This window comes from Coprococcus sp. HCN-4056 (genome assembly GCF_037892645.1).
In the GTDB taxonomy this organism is placed as follows: domain Bacteria; phylum Bacillota; class Clostridia; order Lachnospirales; family Lachnospiraceae; genus Coprococcus; species Coprococcus ammoniilyticus.
Genome location: NZ_JBBKBL010000004.1, coordinates 158822 through 182995 on the forward strand (window position 1 = coordinate 158822; position 24174 = coordinate 182995).

The following is a 24174-nucleotide window of genomic DNA, read 5'->3' on the forward strand; positions in this document are numbered from 1 at the left end:
ATATTGATATCCGAATCGAATTTCTTTTGTTTTAAAGATACAATATCCGGTCACAGATCTGTTCCAGATTCCCTGGTATATGGCTGGTAAGGATAACAGCCATCCCCTGCTTTCTCCATTTTCTCAGACAGAAAAGAACGGAAGCTTTGGTAAATGGATCCAGTCCGTTTAAAGGTTCATCCAGTAGTGCCAGCTTTGTTTCCCTATGAATTGCAAGACACAGCGCCAGCTTCTGTTTATTACCTAGTGACAGCTTAGATGCTTTGATCCGATCAAATTCATGGATTCCCAGAAGTTCTGCCAGCTCCTCATCCATAAGCCCTTTTTCTCCATTCATACGATCCATCAGTCTCAGATTATCCCGCACAGAAAGATCGGAAAAAAAAGAAGGTCTGTCGATCACACATGCCATATCCCGTTCTGGTATTCCGGTAATCATCTGCCCCGAACACCTGTTGATTTCCCATGGAATAAATCCTGCCAGTAGCCGGAGCAACGTGCTCTTCCCGCTTCCATTTTGCCCTGCCAACCCGACGATTTCTCCTTTATCGATCGTAAATGTCAGATTCTTCTCCCATACCGGAGTTTTCGTTCCAGGATAGGTATAATTCAGTTCCTTCCCTTCTATGACAGTCTCTCGCTGCCCATCTGTCTCTTTTTTCATATCCGAACCTGTCCTTCGTCTCTCATTTGTTTTCATCATGCAGAAAATCTACAAGGATCCTGTTGCTTACATCGATTCCCTTTCTCGTTAGAAAGACCATTCCTTTCTCATCCTTCATATGTCCGCTCGCCACATAACTTCTTATAACATCCCCATAGACATCATATAAGGAATGTCCAAACCGGTCATAGAAATCTGCCGCACTGATCCCTCTTGTCATCCGCAGTCCAAAGATCACATATTCCTCCATCAGGGTATCAACATCAACCGTTTCATCAATGTGACGGATCGTATCCAGTGCCTGACTCTGATAAATCTCATCGGCCGACCGTTTATCAAATACATCCTCCATCGTCCGGATATACTGCTTCATATCCAATGTATTTGAGTATCTTCTTCCATTAAAAAAAGAAGCCGCACCGATACCAAGTCCGATGTATTCATCCATCGTCCAGTATACAATATTATGCCGGCATTCATATCCGGGCTTTGCATAATTGGAAATCTCATACCGCTTATACCCTGACATCTCAAGCACCTTTCTGGTTGCCTCATACATTTCGCGGTCAGTCTCCTCATCCGGGAGCTTTGCAAGAAGCTCCGTATCCTCTGCGAGCGGCGTACCATCTTCCACGATCAGACTGTAGGAGGAGATATGCTCCGGTCTGCACTTCAATACCCGTTCCAGTGTATCCAGATAGGAATGAAGTGTCTGTCCAGGAATGGCAGAGATCAGATCAATGTTGATATTCCGAAAGCCTGCCTCCCGTGCCGTCTGATAGGAAGCCAGGAACTGCTCATATGTATGGATCCTGCCAAGCATGGCAAGCTCATCATTGTGTGCAGACTGCAGTCCGATACTCATACGGTTGATCCCTGCATCCAGATATTCTGCCGCCTTGATCGCGGTCAGTGTTCCCGGATTCACCTCTATCGTGATCTCTGCTGCTTCATCTACCTTAAAGATGCTTCGAAGCGTTGCCAGAATATTCATGATCTCGCCCGGCAAAAGTATAGACGGAGTGCCTCCGCCTATAAATATCGTTCTTACAATATAGTCCTTTGATATACTTTTATAGCTCAATAATTCTCTGCAAATACTCTGGACATATGCTTTTCTGACTGCCCCACTCCGGTTGATCTGCGGATCATCCGCACCAAAAGACAGGAAATCACAATATACACACTTCTTAACGCAAAACGGAATATGTATATAAATACTCAGATTTTTTCTCATGTGTTTTTCCTGCCTTCTCATTTTTCTGTAATTTGCTTTCTTCTTATATCAAAATCACATTTGATTTATTTCATTCTAAATGTCCCGATATAACCTGCAATTATTTTATATTTATTCCTCATCAAGTTTTAATACGCTCATAAACGCCTGCTGCGGGATCTCTACATTTCCGATCTGACGCATACGTTTCTTTCCTTCCTTCTGTTTCTCCAGAAGCTTCTTCTTACGGGAGATATCTCCACCGTAACATTTTGCAAGGACATCCTTTCTGACTGCTCTTACTGTCTCTCTGGCAATGACCTTATTGCCGATTGCAGCCTGGATCGGAATCTCAAATAAATGTCTTGGAATCTCCTGCTTTAATTTCTCACACATCTTTCTTCCGCGTTCATAAGCAGTGTCCTGATGAAGAATGAAAGATAACGCATCGACCTCTTCTTTATTGATCAGAATATCCAGCTTCACCAGCTCACTTCGTACATAGCCCTTCATCTCATAATCAAAGGATGCATATCCTCTGGATCTTGATTTTAAAGCATCAAAGAAATCATAAATGATCTCATTTAACGGAAGGTCATATCGAAGCAGTGCTCTGGTTTCTTCCATATATTCCATTCCCTGATATACGCCACGTCGTTCCTGACAAAGCTGCATGATCGCACCCACATATTCTGTAGTGACCATGATCTCTGCGGATACAAATGGTTCTTCCATATATTCGATATTCGATGGATCCGGCAGATTGGATGGATTCGTCAGTTCGATCATCTTGCCGTCTGTTGTATGCACACGGTAAACAACGCCCGGTGCAGTCGTAACCAGATCCAGATTAAACTCTCGCTCCAACCGCTCCTGTATGATCTCCAAATGGAGAAGTCCCAGGAAACCACATCGGAAACCAAAACCAAGTGCGATCGAAGTCTCCGGCTCAAAGCTTAAGGATGCATCATTTAACTGCAGCTTCTCTAATGCATCACGAAGATCCGGATATTTGGCTCCATCTGCCGGATAAAGTCCGCAATAGACCATAGGCTGTGCCTTCTTATATCCCGGAAGAGCCTCTGCACATGGATTGTCGTTATCTGTAACGGTATCACCGACCGTGGTATCTCTGACATTCTTTAAGCTGGCAGTAATATAACCTACCATTCCTGCGGATAACTCATCACATGGAACGAATCTGCCAGCCCCGAAGATTCCTACTTCCACTACCTCTGCAACTGCTCCGGTTGCCATCATCCGAATGGATGTTCCACGTTTTACCACACCGTCGAATAAACGGCAAAATATGATAACACCTTTATAAGAATCATAAATACTATCAAATATAAGCGCCTGAAGCGGCTTTTCCGGATCTCCTGCTGGTGCCGGTATCTTCGTAACGATCTGCTCTAAGACCTGATCGATATTGATTCCATTCTTTGCCGATATCCTTGGAGCATCCTGTGCTTCAATTCCGATCACATCTTCAATTTCATTTACCACACGCTCCGGTTCTGCCGAAGGAAGATCGATCTTATTGATAACCGGCATAACATCCAGATCGTGATCGATCGCAAGATATACATTTGCAAGTGTCTGTGCCTCGATTCCCTGTGCAGCATCCACAACCAGGATCGCGCCCTCACAGGCAGCCAGACTTCTTGATACTTCATAATTAAAATCCACATGTCCCGGAGTATCGATCAGATTGAAGATATATTCCTCTCCATCCTGTGCTTTATAGATCGTACGGACGCACTGTGCCTTGATCGTGATTCCACGCTCCCGCTCCAGATCCATATTATCAAGCACCTGATTCTGCATCTCACGTTCAGTCAATAATCCTGTCTTTTCTATAATTCTGTCCGCAAGTGTCGATTTACCATGATCGATATGCGCTATAATGCAAAAATTTCGTATCTTTGACTGATCTATATGAGCCATCCTGTTTTCCTCCGGTATCTGAATTTCTTTTCTCTTTTTTATTTTAAGCATGCATTCCTGCAGGCAAATAATTTCGTGTTCATTATCATAACACAATCTCACTTTCCGCTCAATACTTTGTAGAGAATTGCAGCCAGCGGCTCCATGGCATTTTTTGCTTCTTCAACTGTGTTCGTCTGACTTCCGACTTCTACTAACAACGACCGTGGTTTCAGATCCAGATTATACCGGTAACCCTTAACAAATATCTTTCTTACATAGGAATCATAATTGGCCTGCGCTGTCAGATACATCTGCAGACTGAATGCAAGATTCTCTGTTTTGTACGGATTGGCAAGATATGCGATATCACCATTCTTATTAAGACGGCTCACTCCGTTTAAGAACATGACCTGTGCTGTTTTTTTGCCATCTATTTCCGTGATCAGATATGTATCTTCGGATACCCCATCCCTGTGAAGATCGATCACGACCTCAATGGACGGATACTCCGCAAGGATCTTCTGGACCCCTTCTCTTGCATAATCATAAGCAGCACTTCGATCTAACTCTCCACCTGTCATATCATAGGCCGTTGTATCATGATAGACTGCTACCCCGTAATTTTCTTCAAGAAGCTCAGTCAGATAGTCTCCAACTCCGATTACGGTATCCTCAACCTTTCCCGGCTCGGAATCTTTAAAGCTCTCCGTTCCGTGTGTATGGTAGATCAGTACCTTATAATTCTTTTCTTCTGTATCGATCGTCAGATCCATGGAAGCAAGATCCTGGCCATTTAATTCTTCTCTGGATACACTTGTTGTACTGTCTATAACATAAAAATTTGATCTCATATAATCATAATCCGTCAATTTCTCCCGCATATATCCATATTTGTCTGACATGGCGGCAACTATGGCTTCCGCCCGGTGATCCAGTGCGATCACAGTCTGCGCCGGCAGATTGTCCGTTCCTTTTTCATCCGTCATCTGTCCCGCCGACACAGTCTGATCCTTCTGTCCACTTCCCTGTACCAGTTCTCCTGCCAGACAATATTCCTGCAGCATATCCTCCAGATATTTCCCGGATGCCGACACGGTTTCCATATTTTCGGTCTGTGTTTCGTATCCATTTCCAAAAAACAGCCAGTTCACCATCCGGTTTACCAATTCCATCCGATATGTTGCGTCACAATTTGCGAACCAGATCAGTATCGACAATCCGGCCCATAAAAGGCAGTATTTTGTTTTTCTTATGATCCGTCTGTTCTTCATCCAGTAAATACTCTTATTTTAGTTATTTACCAGTATATGTTGGTTATGTGAAAATCATGCTGTTTATTGCTTCGGATATTGTGAAGCTTATTCGTTTTACCAGTTCATCGATATTTTTCGGTGTTACAAACATATCCGCAAGCTCCGGTTCAGCCAGATGATATGCCAGCTCATATCGCTGCTGTTCGGAAAAAGATTCCATCAGCTTTTTTCCATAAGACTGGTTAAATGTATCTGCAATAACATCCAGAGAACCATCTATAATGGACGGAACTGAAATAACGGTTGGAACACCGAGAGCGATCACCTTTGCTCCGATCGTCTGTGAATTGATCTCCGTACGATGATTCCCAACACCGGATCCCGGACTGATACCGGTATCCGCAAGCTGTATCGTTTTATTTAAACGTCTGCTGCTCCGGGCGGCAAGTGCATCGACTACAACCACTGCATCGACATCAATATTGTCACAGATTCCACGGATGATCTCCACCGTCTCGATCCCCGTCTGGGCCATGACACCCGGACAGATCGCAGAGATTTCATATTCCGGCTCTTCCTGCAGGTGTATATGCTCCATCTGCAAATGTCTGGTTATAAATAAATGATCGGTCACCAATGGTCCCAGCGAATCCGGTGTTACCTCCCGGTTTCCCAGTCCCACGACCAGGATGGAACGGGCTTCTCCCAGCATTTTTTTCAGATCATGTGCCAGCTCTTTACAGAGTGGCTTATGGATATCCTCATCAAATTCCCGGATTTCCGGACATTCAATGGTGATATAAGTGCCAACCGGTTTTCCCAACGTATCGGCTCCTGTCTGGTCATTTACATGTATAATAGTCGTCTTTATTTTTTCCTGGCTGATCCTTGTTTCAATTTCGATCCCGTCTATCTTCCCGCGATCCTTGATATCCTCCCGCAGCTCAATGGCAAGATCGGTTCGTATTGCCCGGTTCATGTATACGCCTCCTATCTGTTATCCCAATACATATAAAATACCCGGGTGAATTTCTTTTTATTCACCCGGGCAGTTTACATGATCTTTTTTAATATACGGCTGATCACCTCAGGATAACCACAGATCGTCATGACCGGCGGATTCCATCTGACATATGCTGTATTATAAAAACAGGTCGATACTCCTACTTCTATACCGCCTTCCATCTCGGCAGATCGTATGATACGCTTGAATTTACTCTCACTCTTTACCAGACTGAAGGCAGCTTCATGGATCGTAAAATCAACAACCGGATACCCTCCGTCATATCCTGTGACCTTCGCATCCTCAATAAAGGAAAACTCCTCTTTCCATACGGAAATTGCTTCTTCAATTGACTCAAACATCGCTGTTCTGTTTCCTCTCTGTTTATTTCTGTAACCATCATACTACAAAATCCACCTATAGTGTAACAAAAAAACTATAAAATATTTGGGATTTATCCGCATTTTTATATGTCTTAATTTTATTTCACATCAGAAGTTTTACTTTATTATTATGTAAATCTCTGCTATAATGAGTTGTATTTATGATTGAACTTAATTTAAGGAGGATTTTCCATGGATTTTAGCAAAAAGGGCGTGGAAAAGAAACAAAAAGCACTTGTTTCCAAACTACCCCGAAATAAACGAAAACTATCGGTTTCGCTGTTCAAAACACTACTGGTCATATTCCTTGCGATCATCGTACTTGGAATCGGTTCCGGTTTTGGTATGTTAAAAGGCATATTGGACGACACACCAGAGGTGAATGCCAAGGATCTGATCCCGAAAGGATATCAGACAACCCTGTATGATCAGGACGGCAAAGAGCTTATGGTTCTTGCGAGCTTTGATGCCAACCGTGAGTATGTTTACTACGATGATATACCGGAAACACTTGTAAATTCCTTCATTGCTATTGAAGATAAACGTTTCTGGGAGCATAACGGTATCGATGTCCAGGGTATCATGCGTGCCTTCGCCCACGGTCTCCAGTCCGGTGACTTTGATCAGGGTGCCAGTACACTGACCCAGCAGCTGATCAAAAACCAGATCTTCAATGTCGGCCTGGATGAAAAAACCATGTTTGACAAGATCGAACGTAAGGTGCAGGAGCAGTATCTGGCAGTTGAGATCGAAAAGGTGCTTCCGAAAAAGAGCATTGCCGAGTATTACCTGAATACGATCTATCTCGGTCAGGGACGTTACGGGGTAGAAACCGCTGCAAAATACTATTTCAATAAAGGACTGAAGGATCTGTCCATATCCGAATGTGCGGTACTGGCAGCCATCCCTCAGAACCCAAGTAAATTTGACCCTATCGTTTTCCCGGAGGAAAATGCCAAAAGACGACTGATGGTTCTTGAAAATATGCTGGATCAGAACATGATCTCCCAGTCCGATTACGATACTGCACTCGCTGATGATGTATATAGCGAGATTGAAAAGGTATCATCGATCAAGAAATCATCCCCTACCAAGGTCAACTCTTATTACATTGATGAGGTCATCAGCCAGCTTGAAGATGATTTCATGGCTATGGGCTATTCCAAGTCAGAGGCAGACAGCCTGATCTACTCCGGTGGTCTGGATGTCCGTACCTGTCAGGATACACAGATCCAGAATATCTGTGATGATGTTTTAAATGATGAAGATAACTATCCGGCTGACAGCTATCAGTTATCCTATGCACTGACACTGGTAGATGACAACGGTGAACAGTACAACTACAGTCAGAATATGATGGTAACCTGGTTCCAGGAAGAAATGGGACAATCCTCTTTCGACCTAATCTTCTCCAGTGAAGAAGATGCCCGTGCTGCTGCTGACGAATACAAAGCGCACCTGATCGAGACAACCGGTTACAAGGAACAGCTTGAAAGCTATAAGGTCACAGTGGAACCACAGATCTCCTTCACCCTGATGGATCAGGAGACCGGTCAGGTAAAAGCCATCGTCGGCGGTCGTGGTGAAAAGACAGAGGATCGTTCCTTTAACCGTGCTACAGAAGCAACCAGACAACCCGGATCAACCTTTAAGGTTGTTGCCGCTTTTCTTCCTGCACTGGACGGCTGCGGCATGAGCCTTGCAACCGTATACAAAGATGAACCATACACCTATACAAATGGCGGCGAAGTCAGAAACTGGTACAGTGGCTACCGTGGTCCAAGCACGATCCGACAGGCTATTCAGAATTCCATGAATATTCTTGCTGTTAAGACGATCACAGATGTTACTCCGGAGCTTGCTTACGAATATCTGTTAAAGCTTGGATTCACAACCCTTGTAAAAGAACGTACAAATTCAAGCGGAGGGATTGAATCGGATATCAACCAGTCCCTTGCCCTTGGTGGTCTGACAGATGGCATCACAAACCTTGAGATCACCGCTGCTTATGCAACAATTGCAAATGAAGGCAATTATATCAAACCTATCTTCTACACCGAGGTATATGATCATGACGGCAAGCTTCTGATCGATAACAGAACACCGGAAGAATCCCCGGTCATCTCTCCTCAGAATGCATGGTTATTAACAAGTGCCATGCATGATGTAGTTACAATCGGTACCGGTACTGCTGCAAACCTTTCATGTGGCCTTTATACAGCAGGTAAAACAGGTACAACCTCCAGCAACTACGATGCATGGTTTTGTGGATATACTCCATATTACACCGCTTCGATCTGGATCGGTTTTGATGTAAATACTAATTTTGCTGCTGGAAGCTATCATAAGAACATGTGGCGTAAGATCATGGATGCGATCGTGGAAGCAAAGGGTCTGGATACCTCCAAGATCTTTGAAATGCCAAGCGGAATCACCCGGGCAACCGTATGTAAGGATACCGGACTTCTCCCTGTTGAAGGCTGTCCAACAATAACAGACTATTTCGCAAAAGGAACCGTTCCTACCAAACGATGCGGTGGAAACAAGAAGGTTGTGATCTGTAATGATTCCCATAAGGTAGCAACCAATACCTGTAAGGAAACAACAACCTATTATTATACAGTAGATGATGACGGCAAGATTGAAATCATTGATGCAGACTTTGAATACGATCAGAACATCCTGAAAGAGAAATGTCCGCTTCATCCGGAGGAAGAAGAAACCGAAGACTCTTCTGATTCTGAAGATCCAAATAAGACTACAGAGGACAACAAGAAGGACAGCTTCAAGATCACTTCCGGTGTAGATGGATCCGGTGGTTCTATCTCACCAAGTACAACTGTAAAATCCGGCAAGAGCACAACCTTCTATATCACACCGGATAAGGGTTATGTGATCTCAGATGTATATGTAGACGGAAGCTCCGTCGGACCGGTTTCACAATATAAGTTCTCAAAGGTAAAAGGTAATCATACGATCACTGTTAAGTTCAAAAAGGACAAGACAGAAGAACCGACAACCGAGAAGCCTACAACAGAGGAACCGACAACGGAAGCTCCTACAACAGAAGAACCGACAACGGAAGCTCCTACAACAGAAGAACCGACAACGGAGGAACCTACCGATGAACCATCTTCTGATGAACCTTCCTCAAAAGAGAACAAACATAAAAATACAGAAGAATAAAAACGATATATGTAAAAAGGAGCCATGAGAGATCATTCTCATGGCTCCTTTTTTATTCCCTGGGATCTATATAAAAAAGTATACTTTATGCTATTTTACCATCTTGGGTTTAAAGATCAGGGATGCCAGATAGGAAAAGATCAACGCTGCCGATGTTCCAACCGCTGCCATCTTGAAGCCTCCCCGGAACAGCCCGATAAATCCATCCTGATCAACTGCTTCTTTTATTCCCTTCCAGAGATTATAGCCAAATCCGGACAGCGGAACCGAAGCTCCGCAGCCGGCAAATTCAAGAAATGGTTCATATATCCCGATTGCTCCAAGAACAGCACCGGTACATACCAGGATCACCATGATCCGTCCCGGAAGCAGCTTCGTCTTGTCCATCAGTATCTGAACAAGCACACAGACAGCACCTCCGATCACAAATGCCTTTATATAATCCATAAATAACTTTACCTCCGTTCTATTATAACTGCATGTGCCACGCCCGGTATATTCTGTCCTTCATTATAGCTTACTGTGGAAAGAAGTGCTCCGGTCGGTACAAACAATACCCTCTTCCAGGTTCCGTCCCGTAACTGCTTTAATACATAGCCAGCCAGCGTAATAGCCGAGCATCCGCAGCCGGAGCCACCGGAATGGGTATCCTGTTCCTCATTATCAAAGATCTCGATACCACAATCCATATGCTGTTTGCTGATATCTATTCCGTTGTCCTTTAAAAGATCAAACAGTATCTTCTGCCCAATCTTCCCCAGATCCCCGGTGATGATACGGTCATAATACGTTGGCTTCCGGTCAAAGTCCTTCAGGTTCTGATAGATCACATCTGCCGCTGCCGGTGCCATACAGGCTCCCATATTAAAGGAGTCCTTTACCCCATAATCCACGATCCGTCCCGTTGTAACCCCGGTAATCTGAATTGCTCCTTCTTCCGGCTCTGCCTTACCAACAACAAACGCCCCACTTCCGGTTACCGTCCAGGTCGCAGATAACGGTCTCTGATTTCCATATTCCAGAGGAAAACGGAACTGCTTCTCTGCACTTCCAAAATGACTGGACGTTGCTGCCACTACACAGTCTGCATAACCGGCAGCAACTGTCATGGATGCCAGCGACAATCCCTCTCCACAGGTAGAGCAGGCTCCATACAACCCAAATACCGGTATATCAAGATCCTTAATACCAAATGTGGTTGCGATCAATTGTCCCAACAGATCCCCCGCAAATATATACCGGATCTCCTCTTTCTTTTTATCCGCCTTTTTGATCGCAAGCTCGACCGCCTGCCGGATCATCTCACTTTCGCCCTCTTCCCAGGAATCCTTGCCAAATGTCGGATCCTCGGAACGGATATCAAAGTAATCCGCCAGAGGTCCTTCAGCTTCCTTTGGTCCACAGATAGAAGCCGCTCCCAGAATACATGGAGGATCTGAAAAACTAACACTTTGTTTTCCAACCATTTTATTCATTTTCTGCCTCCTTATTTCCATATGTTCTTCTGTTGATAGTCATTTGCTTCTTTTCTTTATTTTATTCATATTTAATATGTTCTGGACAAATCCGCTGATTCGGGGTAATCTATGAAAGAATAAAAAACGATCTGGATAGGTATAAATTATGATATTTACAAAAGAATACTGGTTAAATTGTATCGATCGTACAAAACGATACGCAAAAACATTTATTAAATGGCTGATCTGTTCTGCCATTATCGGAATCACCTGCGGGGCTGTTGGAACAGCCTTTCATTACAGCGTTGAATATGTCACACAGTTCCGTTCCGGGCACAGCTGGATCATCTTCCTGCTCCCGGCAGCCGGTCTGTTGATCGTATTCCTGTACCGTACAGGCGGCATCAAGCATGACAAGGGAACCAACCTTGTTATCGGTTCGATTCGGAATCCGGAATACAATGTGCCTTTCCGTATGGCCCCTCTGATCTTTATAACGACCGTTATCACGCATTTGTTTGGTGGATCTGCCGGCCGGGAAGGTGCTGCCCTGCAGATTGGCGGAAGTCTGGGGGCATCGATCGGCAAACTGATCAAAATGGATGATAATGATAAACATATTATGACCTTGTGTGGTATGAGTGCCGTATTCGCTGCCCTGTTTGGAACTCCTGTTACGGCCGCACTTTTCAGTGTAGAGGTTATCAGCATCGGAATTCTGTATTATAGTGCTCTGGTACCATGTATCCTGTCAGCAACCATTTCCTATGCGATCACAGAAAAATTTCACATCACCCCTACTTATTTCATTCTGAATCAGGTTCCTGAAATGTCACTGGCAACCGGAATCCGGGTGATCATTCTCTCGGTCGCTGCTGCCGTACTCAGCATCCTTTTCTGTATGTCCATGCAGGTCATCGGAAAAACATTTAAGAAATATCTGAAAAACCAGTATCTTCGTATATTGGTCGGCGGTGTGCTACTGGTTCTCCTGACGCTTGCCGTCCGCTGCAATGACTATAATGGTGCCGGTATGAACATTATTGAACAGGCGATCCATGGAACAGCGAAACCGGAAGCCTTCATTCTGAAGCTCCTGTTTACCTGCATCACGATCGGCTGCGGATTCCGTGGCGGAGAGATCGTTCCATCGTTCTTCATCGGTGCAACCTTCGGATGTACCCTTGGAGGCTGGATTGGACTGGATCCAGGATTCGGAGCTGCTATGGGGCTTGTATGTCTCTTCTGCGGCGTTGTAAACTGTCCGCTGGCATCTCTGGTCTTAAGCATCGAATTATTCGGTGCAAGCGGTATCCTGCTGTTCGCGATCGGCTGCAGTGTCAGCTATATGTTATCCGGTTATTACAGCTTATACAGTGAACAGAAAATCATATATTCCAAGCTTCGTCCTCACTATGTAAACCTGTATACCAATCAGGAGGTCAAAACAAACGACCACAGTGAAGCGGAATAATATACTATCAATAACACAAAAGAAAGCTCATATGGCTGCCTGATCCTTACGAACCGGCTTCCATATGAGCTTTTCTTTGTTTCTTTATTTAATCATCTGTCTTTGTATCATTCTTTTTCTTATTGTCTGACTTTTTATCCGATTTCTTATCATCCTTCTTGGAATCGTCTTTCTTGTCGTCCTTCTTTTCTGTCGTATCCTCAGTTGTCTTTTCCTCGGTTGTTTTTTCCTCCGTCTTCTTCTCCTCAGTCGAATTCTCCTCTGAGGTATCTTCCTTCTCTTTGGTTCCACGAAGAACTACTTTATCCCGTTTATCATACACACTGACAGATTCCGGTTCAGATGAGATTACCTCTCCATTTCCGTCATATACCGTCCGGTAGGTCTGATATTTGGTTCCTGTGATACCTGTAACGGAAACTTCCTCTTCACCTTTCTCCAGTGTATCGTCGTCCTCATATTCCGTATCATAATCATAAGTTGCTACCAGTTCACTGGACAGTGACACTCTGAAGTCCTTTAGCTTCGTTCCATAAATCGCACATGACACAACACCACCACTATAGGAGGCGGTCACCTTGAGCGGATAATCCGTATTATTTATAAAACGGTAATCCGGTCCGCCCCAGGATACCGTTGCATCAAAACCTGCATCTACATAAGTGGATGGATGCGGATGGCAATGACGTTCTGCAATTTCCAGATTCGCATACAGACAGGCATCATAAAGAGTGGATGATACCTGACAAATACCTCCGCCGACTTCATCTACTGATTCCCCATTGACATAAGACGGAGCTGCCTGAAACCCATTCTCGATGGTTCTCTGTCCTACCACATTATTGAATGAAAACTCTTCACCCGGCATCAGTATCGTGCCGTTACAATTCTCTGCCGCCTTTGCAACATTTCCTTTTCTTGCATCCGTTCCACCTACATTGGTACTGAAGGATCCCAGCGTATCACGGAAGAGATAGGCCTGTAATGTCTCCTTCGACAGCTCCGGTTCTGTATAAACCAGATCAAAGCTGACTTCTTCTCCATCGGCTGCCGCATCCAGCTTCTTCCTGGCAGCATCTTTATCAAAGCTGATTCCTACCACAGAATCTGTTACGCTGTAATCATTTTCCGGATCCAGTGTTGCATCCGCCGGTGCTACATAAATCTGATCATATACCAGATCCAGATCGACATCACTGTATGTAAGTGGACATTCAAGCTGTGCATCAAATTCTCCCTTACTGATGCAGGAAGCAATCTCATCTGCCAGCTTATCCGAATCTACCGTATAACCTCCGCGGCCCTTTGTAACAATAACCTTGTCATCCTTCACGGTGTAAGAGGAATCTTCTACCCCTTCCAGCTTCGTCAGCCCGGACTGTTCGATCGCAGTATACAACGGCTTCTTATCCTTCAGCGATGGTCGTGCAGTATATTCTGCCTCACCAAATAATGCCTTAATAAAATTAAAACCTCTTGTTAAAAATCCATGGCTTTCATCGTTTGCCTGTTGTACCGCATCGATCACATTCAGATCCAGAGCTTCTTCGATCGCAATGCAATATGTTTTACCTTCCAACGTTACGTCGATCCCGGCGTTATTGTACTCCGTTGCAAACTGATCTTCTACAGCCGCTGCAGCTTCCTTCACCGTCATGTTACTGACATCAATTCCATTTATACTGGTATTTGGAAAAAACTTTTTCTTACCAATAATTCCGCAAAATATCAGATAACACACACACAATGCAACAATAACACATACTGTTGTAGTAACACTTCTTTTTGCTTTTTTCATGATGTATCTCCATTTACTACACATGCGAGTATACGCATCCTGCTAAAGGATACAGATACCTACTATTATTAACTTAACCATTTGTTAAAGTTATCATAGGTATTTTTATCTGTCAATACAGATTCCCCTTAAATCTAATATTTCACAAAACCATCATTTTACCTTAAAACATATGTAACATTTTTGAAAAAACAGGCCGGGAATCATACCCAGCCTGCCAGCTTACAGATCCAGTATATCAGTCCCAGCACCCATGATGTAAAGATACCGTACATGATAACCGGGCCTGCAATCGTAAAACATTTTACACCTTTACCGAAGACCTCACCTTCGGTCTGAAACTCTATGATCGGAGCACAGACACCATTAGCAAAGCCCGTGATCGGTACCAGAGTTCCGGCTCCACCATATTTTGCGATCTTCTTATAGACATTCAGACCTGTGAGTACCACACTGATGAGTACAAGAACGATCGATACATAAGACGAACTGTCATCCTTATCCAGTCCCGCATATTCAAACAAATTAAATAACACCTGTCCGATCGTGCAGATCAGTCCTCCGATGAGAAACGCCCACAGGCAGTTTCTTGCCGAATTGGATACCGGAGTAATCGTTTCAACATACTGATTATATTCCTTTTCTTTTGGTTCAAACTGCATATACTTTCCTCCTGTCTTACCGGGTTCTATTCTTCAGTATTTTCCATTTGCATGAAAACTATGCATATAAATCGCATTCCTAGACCAGTCCGGTTGATATCAGACCAAGAACAGAACCCACGAGTTTCCCTGCTGCAACCATGTATATGATGTAAGGAATATAACGCCGGATTGAAAACCGTCTGGATATGATCGGAAATACATTCAGCACCTCTGCGAGCGCACCAACCAGACAGCCTGTAAAGATACCGCCAAGCAGGGTTACAAAAGCCAGCCCAGGAATTGCAAGCGGGATCCGGATATTAAATATATATACGATATTTCCTGCCACAGCACCATATGCCAGCAGACATTCCACCAGCATATAGTGCCGATTGCCTTTCACCTTTTCCGCCAGCTTGGGGAATACTCCGATCAGGGATATAAATGCAAAATAACCACTGGATATAGCTGCCCCTCCGATAAATGCAACCAGTGCATAACAGATATGTCTAATCAGCATCCCGCACATCCTTCTTTCTTACAGAATCCGTGATCACTGTCTGATTGATCTCCTGTTCATACTGCCGCATCTGCACCTGAAGCGGGGTCGGATCATCGGTAAATTTCTTATTGGCTCCATGATTAAAGAATACAATGATTCCAATGAACAAGCCCAGTGAATAGGCAACACCGCCAATCATGGCTCCTGATTCACTGCCTCCGGTAAATACATTCTGAAGCAGATCAAGCTGTCCGACCAGATTCACATCCGAGTTATAGGATATAATTGAAAATCCAGCACCAAAGAATGCGATCAGGCATAGAAATATAAATTTGAACTTCTGCTTTATCCGGTCCGACGGATCGAATGCCTTATAATATACAACGACATCAGGCTGTCCAAGATTCTGGATACACAGCTCCCCATCGCAGTTTTTTCTGATCTCCTCTATGATATCCAATATGGATATAACCTGCTGTTCCTTTGAACTGGTAGAAAAATTCATCAGTTCAATTTTTTCGATTTTATTTTTCAGATCCAGATTGTCGGATACGACCTTCGATACATCCCGGATCAATACCTTTCGTTTTTCCGCCAGAACACTTTCTGCCAACTGCAAATATACCATTTCTGCCATATTACGAAACCTGCTTTCCCATATTCTTACAGGATTAGGATATCCGCATCTGTTCTTTTTATACACTTTCTTTTAATTTCTCAAGGATCCGTTTTTCCTGCCGGCTCACCTGAACCTGGCTGATACCAAGCAGTTTTCCGGTCTCCGACTGCGTTTTGTCTTCAAAATACCGAAGCTGGATCAAACGCTGTTCCTCCGGCTCCAACCGTTCCAACATCTGCATCAACGACAAATGATCAACAATCTCCTGGCTATATTCCTCCGTTTTTGAATATACACCCGGAGCATCCAGAGACTCCGGCTCCAACGAAGCCTCCATTGCCATTACGATCTCCCCTGCATCATAAGAAAGGGCAGCAGCGATCTCTTCAATCTCAGGCTCATAGCCCTTTTCCTTGATCACCCGCTGCCGGTATTGCTCTACCTTACTATTCATCTCCTTCAGACTACGGCTGACCTTGATTGCGCCGTAATCCCGCAAAAAGCGGCGGATTTCCCCCTGGATCAGCGGAACTGCATAGGTCGAAAACTTCACATCATAGTCAAAATCAAATTTATCAATACTTTTGATCAATCCGATGCAGCCGATCTGAAACAGATCCTCGATATCATATCCACGTCCTGTAAATCTTCTGGCTACGCTCCATACAAGTCCAAGGTTCTGTTCTACCAGTTTTTCTTTTGCACTGTCATCACCCTTCTTCGCCTGTAAAAGAAGATCCAGATTATTTTCCATTTATACTGCACACCCAGCCCCTATTTTTTTTGCCATCTTTACTGTCGTTCCTTTTCCCGGCTCCGACTCTACCGTAAGCTCATCCATAAAGGCTTCCATAAAGGAAAATCCCATTCCCGACCGTCCATCCTTTCCGGTTGTAAACATTGGCTCCATTGCCTTTTCCACATCCTCGATACCACAGCCATAATCGATGATCTCTATGTACAGCTTCCGCTCTTCTATGTATGCCCGTATCTCGATTGTTCCCTCTTTTTGCCCATAACCATGAATGATCGAATTCGTAACTGCTTCCGACACGGCTGTCTTAACATCAGCGACCTCCTCCAGCGTCGGATTCGTACGGGTCATAAAGGATGCTACGACAACCCTTGCAAAGCTCTCATTTCTTGGATCACTTCCAAACTCTATTTTCATTTCATTTCTGTTCATTCTTTTCTTCTCCTTTTCATTTTATGACATATGTACTTGCTTGTACGCAGTCTCAAAATCCTCTGTCTGCTCTGCGATCTTAAATATTCCGGACATTTTAAGAAGACGCTGCATTCTGTCATTTGCATGGATCACAAACACCTTTCCGCCTCTGTCATATACATTCCGGAATCTTCTCGTGATCAGACCGATCCCGGAGCTGTCCATCACGCTTGTATGCCGGAAATCGAATATCACGTACCGGATCCTGCCATCCTGAAATACCTCTTCCGTTTCGTTCACCAGTATCGATGCCCGGTAATCATCAACTTCTTCCGGAAGCTCTATTAACACAGTATCCCCTATTTTCTCATAATTATTCATACGCCACCTCTTTTTTACAAAAAAAGACAAATAAGCAATATTGCTTATTTGTCTTTTGTATGATCTTGATTTCTTTTTATTCATTTGTCGGATCCATATCGGATTCCGTTGTTCCTTCCGAACTGCCTTCTGTCGTGCTGCCTCCATCATCTGTTTTTCCACTCGTTGTGTCTGCACCAGACAATGCTACTGCAACTGTATAATAAATAGAATTTGGACATTTCTGGATAAATGTATCAAAGGCTTCTTGGGCCTTATCCTCATCCTCCGTACCCAGATAGCACAGAGCTTTATAATACAGAGCAACATCATAATCCGGGCTGGTCTCCAGCACCTTGTCGATCTCTGTCATTGCCTTATCATATTGGGTATCATTATAATACTTCATGGCAAGCTGCATCGTAACCTTATCCGTATCTGATATATCTGCCTTGCTTTTTTCCTCATAATCTGCGACCTGCTTCGTAAGATCTTTATTCTTTGTTGTCAGGGAATCAACCTCATCCTGCAGAGAGGAAAGCTTGGTATTCTTATTGGCAATCTCTTCGCTGTAGGCAATCTTAACATTTCTGCTCTCATCATCTGCATTCTTATTATGCTGTGGCATAACAAGGAACCACATGACAGTCAGTCCCAATACCAGTCCTGCCAGAACATAGGCAAGCGAATATTTGTAGAAATTAATATCCTTATATCTGCCAACCGGAGTCGGTCTTCCATTCCGGTCAACATTATCGGATTCCACATATGCCCGTGGCTGGTCTTCCACAAACAGCAGATCCGCATCATAATCATCATCCGGATAATCACGAAAGCTCATGATCTCCTCATCCGTATGCCCCATCTCATTGAAATAGCGGACAGCCAGGGGATTGGTTCTGTCGATCTTGATGACACGTTTTAATGCTTTTCTTGCCTTATCATATTTGTTATCATCGATCAGTAGAAGTGCCATCAGCAGATAACCATTTACAAACTTCGGATTATCCGATAAGACTTTTCGAAGCTGGATAAATGCAAGATCCTTACTGCCCTGTCTGGCATAGTTTACTGCCTGATTGTATTTTCTTGCTGCATTGTTCGTTGTTTCAAGCTTGTGTGGATTGCCCTTCACCTCTTTGATATAACGTTTTGCAACATTTCGTCCGCTGAAATAATTCACACTGATGACCCAGTGGCTTAATGCCAGAACAACTTCACCGGTTTCATAATATACAAGCCCCAGCAGATTTCTGGCATCAATATTCAACTTGTCATATTTAAGGGCTGTCTTTAATGCATCTTCTGCACCACTCATATCACGGACTCTGGCTTTATCCAGACCAATATTATAATAATATTTGGATGTGTTCAGTGCCTTATTTACAAATTCACTCTTTAACCCACATTGGCTGCAATATCCGGTAACAAGGATCTTACCGCCACAATGCTTACAATTCAGTACGTCTGCCATATTATTTCTCCGTTTCCTTTGCTACACGAAGCATCTCCTGCATAATATCTGAGATATCCTTCAGATCATTATGATAAATGGCATCTTCTGCCTGGTCTACTTCCAGAGTCGGTCTGAATTTTTTTACTTCTTCATCAAAGTTTATCATACTATTCCTCCATATTCGCAGATTTCTCTTTTATCTTCTGAAGCCAGCGTTTGACTTCTCCCACCAGATAAAGAGAACCCACACAATAGACTGCTGAATCTGTGATCTGTTCTTTATAGCGGATGGCGGCATCCATTGCTTCTGCAATATCCTCATATGCCTCCACCGTATGTCCTGTGTAATTCCGGAACCTGTCTGCAATCAGAGAGACCGGCGCCTTCCGTTTATTATCTACACTTGTAACTATGATCTTCTCAAACGAAAGTGCTTCTGTCAGATCCCGTATCATCGTATCATAGTCCTTGTCCTTTACTGCTGCAAAGACCAGGATCTTCTTTTTCTTCGTATAAAGCGTCCGAAGTGTTCTGCAATAACATTCGACTGCTTCCGGATTATGTGCACCATCTACAAACAGATCCGGTGCGATCTCCTCCATCCTGCCTTCCCATGAAAAATCAAGTAATCCGCTTCTGACTGCCTGCTCTATCCTGACATCAGCACCTGCATTTTTCCCATATTCTATATCCCTGATCTGCATCAGGATATCAAAAGAAACAACTGCAAGGCAGGTATTTTCGACCTGATAAAGAGACGTTTTCGGTATCCTCAAATGGTCATAATTATAATACCGATTATGAAATGAAAAATCAATGGTTTTATCATCTATTTCATTTATTATATAGTTTGATTTTTCGACTGCTGTTACGGCAGAATCCAATTCTTTTGCATGAGTCTCTATGATTCCAGACGAAACCGCATCCCGCTTGAAATATACGACCGGAACTGACGGTTTGATGATCCCTGCTTTCTCTCCTGCGATCTTAGCGATCGTATCTCCAAGATATTCCATATGATCAAGTCCTACCGATGTGATGATGCAAAGCTCCGGTCTTACGACATTAGTTGCATCCAGCCTGCCACCCATTCCGGTCTCATAAATCACATAATCCGGCTGCTTCTTCTCATAATAAACAGCCGCCATCGCAAACATCACTTCAAAGAAAGATGGATGAACGATGAACTTCTTCCGCACCTGCTCAAACGCCCATGTAAAATCTTCATCCGATATCATTTCATCATCATATCGGATCCGCTCATTGATCGAGACAAGATGCGGTGATGTAAACAATCCTACATGAAAGCCTGCATGCATCAGTATCGTAGCAAGTGCCTTTGCCGTTGATCCCTTACCGTTTGTTCCTGCTATATGGATCACTTTGCTCTTATCCTGCGGATTCCCTAAACGTTCAAGAAGACTGGCAAGATTCTCTGTGCCAATCTTCTGTGCGAACAGTGGAATGCTTAGGATATACTCAACTGTTTCACTGTAATTCATCTGACATTCCGCCTATCTGTTATCTATCTTTTCCGGATACAGGTCATGATTTGACATTCTGTTCCATGCAACTTCTTCCCATTTTGTTCCAGGTCTTCCGTAATTACAATATGGATCGATCGAGATACCGCCTCTCGGAGTGAATTTGCCCCAGACTTCAATATATTTCGGATCCATCAATTTGATCAGATCCTTCATGATAATGTTCATGCAGTCCTCATGGAAATCTCCGTGATTTCTGAAACTGAACAAATATAATTTTAAAGACTTGCTCTCTACCATCTTCACATCCGGAACATAGGATATATATACGGTTGCAAAATCCGGCTGTCCCGTGATCGGACATAAGCTGGTAAATTCCGGACAATTGAACTTGACAAAATAATCATTGTCCTGATGTTTATTAATAAAGGTCTGTAACATCTCCGGTGCATAGTCCATGCTGTATTTTACATTCTTATTGCCGAGAAGTGTTACATCTTCCATTTCTTCTGCGGTTCTTCCCATCTTCTGTTACCTCCTTATGCATCTGCTTCTTCTGCTGCCTCTGACACACATTTAATCAGGATCTGAACAGCCTTATCGCACTGTTCCTTTGTTACGATCAGTGGCGGTGCCATACGGATCACATTTGGTCTTACCGCTGTGATCAACAGTCTGTTCTCAACAGCCAGATGCTTTACTTCGTTTGCGATTGGTTTGGTGAATTCAACGCCAACCAGAAGTCCGCGTCCGCGTACTTCCTTCACATACGGAAGGGAATAAAGCTGTTCTGCAAAATAAGCTCCTGTCTCTTTTGCATTCTCCGCAAGATGATTGTCTAAGATCTCATCGATCTCTGCAAGTGCGGCTGCACAGCATACAGGATTGGCTGCATAAGTAGAACCGTGTGCCCCCGGTGTAAATGCACTTGCAAGCTCTGCTGATGTACAAAGTGCGCCGATCGGCATACCGCCGCCGATCGCTTTTGCCATAGATACCATATCAGGCTTCACTCCATAGGTCATAAATGCCATCGTATCTCCGCATCTGCCCCATCCGGTCTGTACCTCATCGAATAACAACAGGATGCCGGTCTCGTCACAGTAAGCACGAAGTCCTTTTAAGAATTCCTCCGTTGCCGGATATACACCACCCTCGCCCTGAACAGGCTCTACCATGATTGCAACTGTGTCTTTGGTACATTTGTTCTTGAAATCCTCAAGATTATTGAACTCTGCATATGTGAAGCCCGGAAGCATCGGCTTGAAACCGATCTGACATGCATTGTCCGGCTGTCCGGTTGCTGATAACGCTCCATAGGTTCTGCCATGGAAGCTGTTAATGGCTGTAACGATATGATAATGCTCCGGTCCGTAATGATCGGTTCCGTATTTTCTTGCCATCTTGATCATTGCTTCATTTGTCTCTGTTCCTGAATTCTGGAACAGAACCTTCTCCATACCGATCGTCTCACAAATCTTCTTTGCAAGCAGGATCATAGGAAGTGTATATGCGTAATTGGATGCATGGATCACATTCTGGCACTGGTCTGCGATTGCTGCCGCAACTTTCTTGTTACAGTTACCGGTACTGTTTACTGCGATGCCGCCGAAGAAGTCAAGATATTCATTTCCTTCCTCATCATACACATACATGCCGTCTCCCTTTTCTTCAATAAAATTCCATCTTCTGGACTGCTCAGCGAGGTATTTGTCTACTATGTCAAGTAATTCGTCTTTTGTATATCCGCTTTCACTAACTTTCATCTTCCTGTCTCCTTTATATAAATACAAATTTTTAGTTCCTACTAATGTGCAAACTGTGAATTGTAAAGGGTGTAATAGAACCCTTTCTGTGCTAAAAGTGATTCATGATTACCCTGCTCTATGATATGTCCATCCTTCATAACCAGTATAATATCAGATTCTTTGATCGTTGACAAACGATGCGCTACGACAAAGCTCGTTCTTCCCTTCATCATCTTCGCAAATGCACGCTGGATCCGGATCTCGGTTCTTGTATCGATCGATGATGTTGCTTCATCAAGGATCAGCATCGGTGGCAGATCAAGCATAACTCTGGTAATACATAAGAGCTGCTTCTGTCCCTGTGACAGTCCTCCTCCATCCTCTGATATCATGGTATCATACCCCTCCGGCAGACGTTTGATAAAGCTATGTGCATGGGACTGTTTTGCTGCTTCTATAATCTCCTCATCCGTCGCATCCGGTCTTCCGTATGCGATGTTCTCCTTGATCGTTCCGGTCTTTAACCAGGTTTCCTGAAGAACCATACCATAGTTATCACGAAGGCTCTCTCTCGTTACCTGACGGATATCATGACCATCTACAGAAATGGCTCCGGCATCTACATCATAGAACCTCATTAAAAGATTGATAACGGTACTCTTACCACATCCGGTCGGTCCGACGATTGCTACACGCTTGCCCGGTTCTACCTTCAGGTTCAGATCCTTGATCAGTTCTACATCTTTATTATATGAGAAATCCACATGAGACAGATCTACCTGTCCATCTGCTTTCTCGATCACATAGGCATCTTCAGGCTCTGCGATCTCCGGTTCTTCATCGATCAGCTCAAATACTCTAGCTGCGGATGCAAGTGCATTCTGAAGCTCCGTTACGACACCTGAGATCTCATTAAATGGCTTTGTGTACTGGTTTGCATAGCTTAAGAAACTGGTAAGCTGACCAACTGATATTCTTCCCTTGATCGCCATGACCGCACCGATGATACCAACACCGGTATATACTAAGCTATTTACAAAACGGGTACATGGATTGGTGATGGATGAGAAGAAGGTCGCATCCAGTCCGGCCTTATTCAATCTCTTATTTACTTCGTTAAAGCTGTCATTTACATTTTCTTCCATGGAGAAGGCTGTTACAACCTTCTGGTTTTCTACCATCTCATTAACAAGTGAGGTCATCTCACCTTTGATCTCTGCCTGTTTTCTGAACATATGGTAGGTTTTCTTTGCGATAAATGCTGCAACAAACAGGGATGCCGGAGTGATCACAACAACTGCAACCGTGATCACAGCGTTAATCGATAACATGAAACAAAGAGTTCCAACGATAGTCATAACACCGGTAAATAACTGTGTAAAGCCCATCAGCAGACCATCTGAAAACTGGTCTACATCTGCGATCACACGGCTTACGATATCACCATGGGTGTGAGAATCCACATAGGATAACGGAAGCTGTTCTAACTTCTTATATGCAGATGTACGGACATCATTTACAACATGATAGGTAACTTTATTATTCAATATATTCATGATCCACTGGCAGATAGCCGTAACCGCAACTACGATCACAAAACGGATTGCCAGTGTCTTTAATGCTCCGAAATCAACGGCTCCTTTTCCGACGATCTTATCTACCATATGTCCGGTAATGATCGGTGCGTATAAGGTCAGAACAACGGATATCGCTGCACAGATCAGGGAAAGGACAACTAAGAAGCTGTATCGTTTGATATACTTTAATATTCTGCCAAGTGTTTTCTTATTGACAGACGTACTTTTTTCTTTTTTACTCATTGTCGCTTCC

General features: G+C 43.7%; 23 protein-coding genes. 2 read left to right on the forward strand and 21 right to left on the reverse strand.

The genetic code is table 11. From position 1 onward, the window contains the following. Positions 1–31 precede the first annotated feature (31 nt). The 6 genes from WKT03_RS07495 to WKT03_RS07520 form a co-directional block, all read right to left on the reverse strand. Complete coding sequence (locus WKT03_RS07495) at positions 32–664, reverse strand: ATP-binding cassette domain-containing protein (RefSeq protein ID WP_021943472.1); 633 nt, start codon at positions 662–664, stop codon at positions 32–34. A 22-nt stretch (positions 665–686) separates the two neighbouring features. Next, complete coding sequence (hemW, locus tag WKT03_RS07500; protein ID WP_173788555.1) at positions 687–1901, reverse strand: radical SAM family heme chaperone HemW; 1215 nt, start codon at positions 1899–1901, stop codon at positions 687–689. Positions 1902–2012: 111 nt separating this feature from the next. Continuing rightward, positions 2013–3827 carry a translation elongation factor 4 gene (gene lepA, locus WKT03_RS07505; RefSeq protein ID WP_008403015.1) on the reverse strand — a complete coding sequence of 605 codons (1815 nt, stop codon included), beginning with the start codon at positions 3825–3827 and terminating at the stop codon, positions 2013–2015. Between the two features lie 98 nt (positions 3828–3925). After that, positions 3926–5080 carry a stage II sporulation protein P gene (gene spoIIP, locus WKT03_RS07510; protein ID WP_340391389.1) on the reverse strand — a complete coding sequence of 385 codons (1155 nt, stop codon included), beginning with the start codon at positions 5078–5080 and terminating at the stop codon, positions 3926–3928. Positions 5081–5123: 43 nt separating this feature from the next. Continuing rightward, the gene (gpr, locus tag WKT03_RS07515) at positions 5124–6041 is read right to left on the reverse strand and encodes a GPR endopeptidase (protein WP_117785464.1); all 918 of its coding nucleotides are present in this window, start codon (positions 6039–6041) and stop codon (positions 5124–5126) included. 74 nt (positions 6042–6115) lie between these two features. Continuing rightward, positions 6116–6427 carry a hypothetical protein gene (locus tag WKT03_RS07520; RefSeq protein ID WP_021943476.1) on the reverse strand — a complete coding sequence of 104 codons (312 nt, stop codon included), beginning with the start codon at positions 6425–6427 and terminating at the stop codon, positions 6116–6118. A 213-nt stretch (positions 6428–6640) separates the two neighbouring features. On the opposite strand from WKT03_RS07520, the gene WKT03_RS07525 reads away from it, so the two are divergent. Next, positions 6641–9634 (forward strand): transglycosylase domain-containing protein, encoded by a 2994-nt coding sequence (locus tag WKT03_RS07525; protein WP_340391390.1) that lies wholly within the window; start codon positions 6641–6643, stop codon positions 9632–9634. 90 nt (positions 9635–9724) lie between these two features. On the opposite strand, the gene spoVAE is transcribed toward WKT03_RS07525, so the two are convergent. Both spoVAE and spoVAD read right to left on the reverse strand, forming a co-directional pair. Beyond that, complete coding sequence (spoVAE, locus tag WKT03_RS07530; RefSeq protein WP_021943478.1) at positions 9725–10081, reverse strand: stage V sporulation protein AE; 357 nt, start codon at positions 10079–10081, stop codon at positions 9725–9727. 8 nt (positions 10082–10089) lie between these two features. Next, positions 10090–11109, reverse strand: a complete 1020-nt coding sequence (gene spoVAD, locus WKT03_RS07535) for a stage V sporulation protein AD (protein WP_340391391.1) — start codon at positions 11107–11109, stop codon at positions 10090–10092. Between the two features lie 148 nt (positions 11110–11257). Between spoVAD and WKT03_RS07540 the strand changes: the two genes are divergently transcribed. Further along, positions 11258–12565 (forward strand): chloride channel protein, encoded by a 1308-nt coding sequence (locus tag WKT03_RS07540; RefSeq protein WP_340391393.1) that lies wholly within the window; start codon positions 11258–11260, stop codon positions 12563–12565. 88 nt (positions 12566–12653) lie between these two features. Here WKT03_RS07540 and WKT03_RS07545 read toward each other — a convergent pair whose 3' ends face one another. From WKT03_RS07545 to WKT03_RS07605, 13 genes are all read right to left on the reverse strand, one after another. Further along, positions 12654–14363, reverse strand: a complete 1710-nt coding sequence (locus WKT03_RS07545) for a VanW family protein (protein ID WP_340391394.1) — start codon at positions 14361–14363, stop codon at positions 12654–12656. Between the two features lie 203 nt (positions 14364–14566). Next, a complete protein-coding gene (spoVAC, locus tag WKT03_RS07550; RefSeq protein ID WP_021944472.1) occupies positions 14567–15025 on the reverse strand; it encodes a stage V sporulation protein AC in 459 nt (152 codons plus the stop codon). 79 nt (positions 15026–15104) lie between these two features. Continuing rightward, entirely contained in the window at positions 15105–15527 is a 423-nt protein-coding gene (locus tag WKT03_RS07555; protein WP_117785469.1) for a stage V sporulation protein AB, read from the reverse strand. Further along, positions 15517–16146, reverse strand: a complete 630-nt coding sequence (locus WKT03_RS07560; RefSeq protein ID WP_021944474.1) for a stage V sporulation protein AA — start codon at positions 16144–16146, stop codon at positions 15517–15519. The genes WKT03_RS07555 and WKT03_RS07560 overlap by 11 nt, the downstream gene beginning before the upstream one ends. Before the next feature lie 58 nt (positions 16147–16204). Then, entirely contained in the window at positions 16205–16882 is a 678-nt protein-coding gene (locus tag WKT03_RS07565) for a sigma-70 family RNA polymerase sigma factor (protein ID WP_021944475.1), read from the reverse strand. Further along, positions 16883–17314 (reverse strand): anti-sigma F factor, encoded by a 432-nt coding sequence (spoIIAB, locus tag WKT03_RS07570; protein ID WP_173788548.1) that lies wholly within the window; start codon positions 17312–17314, stop codon positions 16883–16885. It lies immediately after the preceding gene. Positions 17315–17335: 21 nt separating this feature from the next. Continuing rightward, positions 17336–17677, reverse strand: a complete 342-nt coding sequence (locus tag WKT03_RS07575; RefSeq protein WP_021944477.1) for an STAS domain-containing protein — start codon at positions 17675–17677, stop codon at positions 17336–17338. Between the two features lie 76 nt (positions 17678–17753). Beyond that, positions 17754–19130, reverse strand: coding sequence for a tetratricopeptide repeat protein (locus WKT03_RS07580; RefSeq protein ID WP_340391398.1), 1377 nt, complete (start codon positions 19128–19130; stop codon positions 17754–17756). Position 19131: 1 nt separating this feature from the next. Next, positions 19132–19278, reverse strand: a complete 147-nt coding sequence (locus tag WKT03_RS07585; protein WP_021944479.1) for a hypothetical protein — start codon at positions 19276–19278, stop codon at positions 19132–19134. 1 nt (position 19279) lies between these two features. Beyond that, positions 19280–20614 (reverse strand): bifunctional folylpolyglutamate synthase/dihydrofolate synthase, encoded by a 1335-nt coding sequence (locus WKT03_RS07590; RefSeq protein WP_340391400.1) that lies wholly within the window; start codon positions 20612–20614, stop codon positions 19280–19282. 12 nt (positions 20615–20626) lie between these two features. Then, positions 20627–21121 (reverse strand): preQ(1) synthase, encoded by a 495-nt coding sequence (gene queF, locus WKT03_RS07595; RefSeq protein WP_008402990.1) that lies wholly within the window; start codon positions 21119–21121, stop codon positions 20627–20629. Between the two features lie 14 nt (positions 21122–21135). Then, the gene (locus tag WKT03_RS07600; RefSeq protein ID WP_117785473.1) at positions 21136–22362 is read right to left on the reverse strand and encodes an aspartate aminotransferase family protein; all 1227 of its coding nucleotides are present in this window, start codon (positions 22360–22362) and stop codon (positions 21136–21138) included. A 41-nt stretch (positions 22363–22403) separates the two neighbouring features. Beyond that, entirely contained in the window at positions 22404–24164 is a 1761-nt protein-coding gene (locus tag WKT03_RS07605) for an ABC transporter ATP-binding protein (RefSeq protein WP_340391402.1), read from the reverse strand. Positions 24165–24174: the final 10 nt, after the last annotated feature.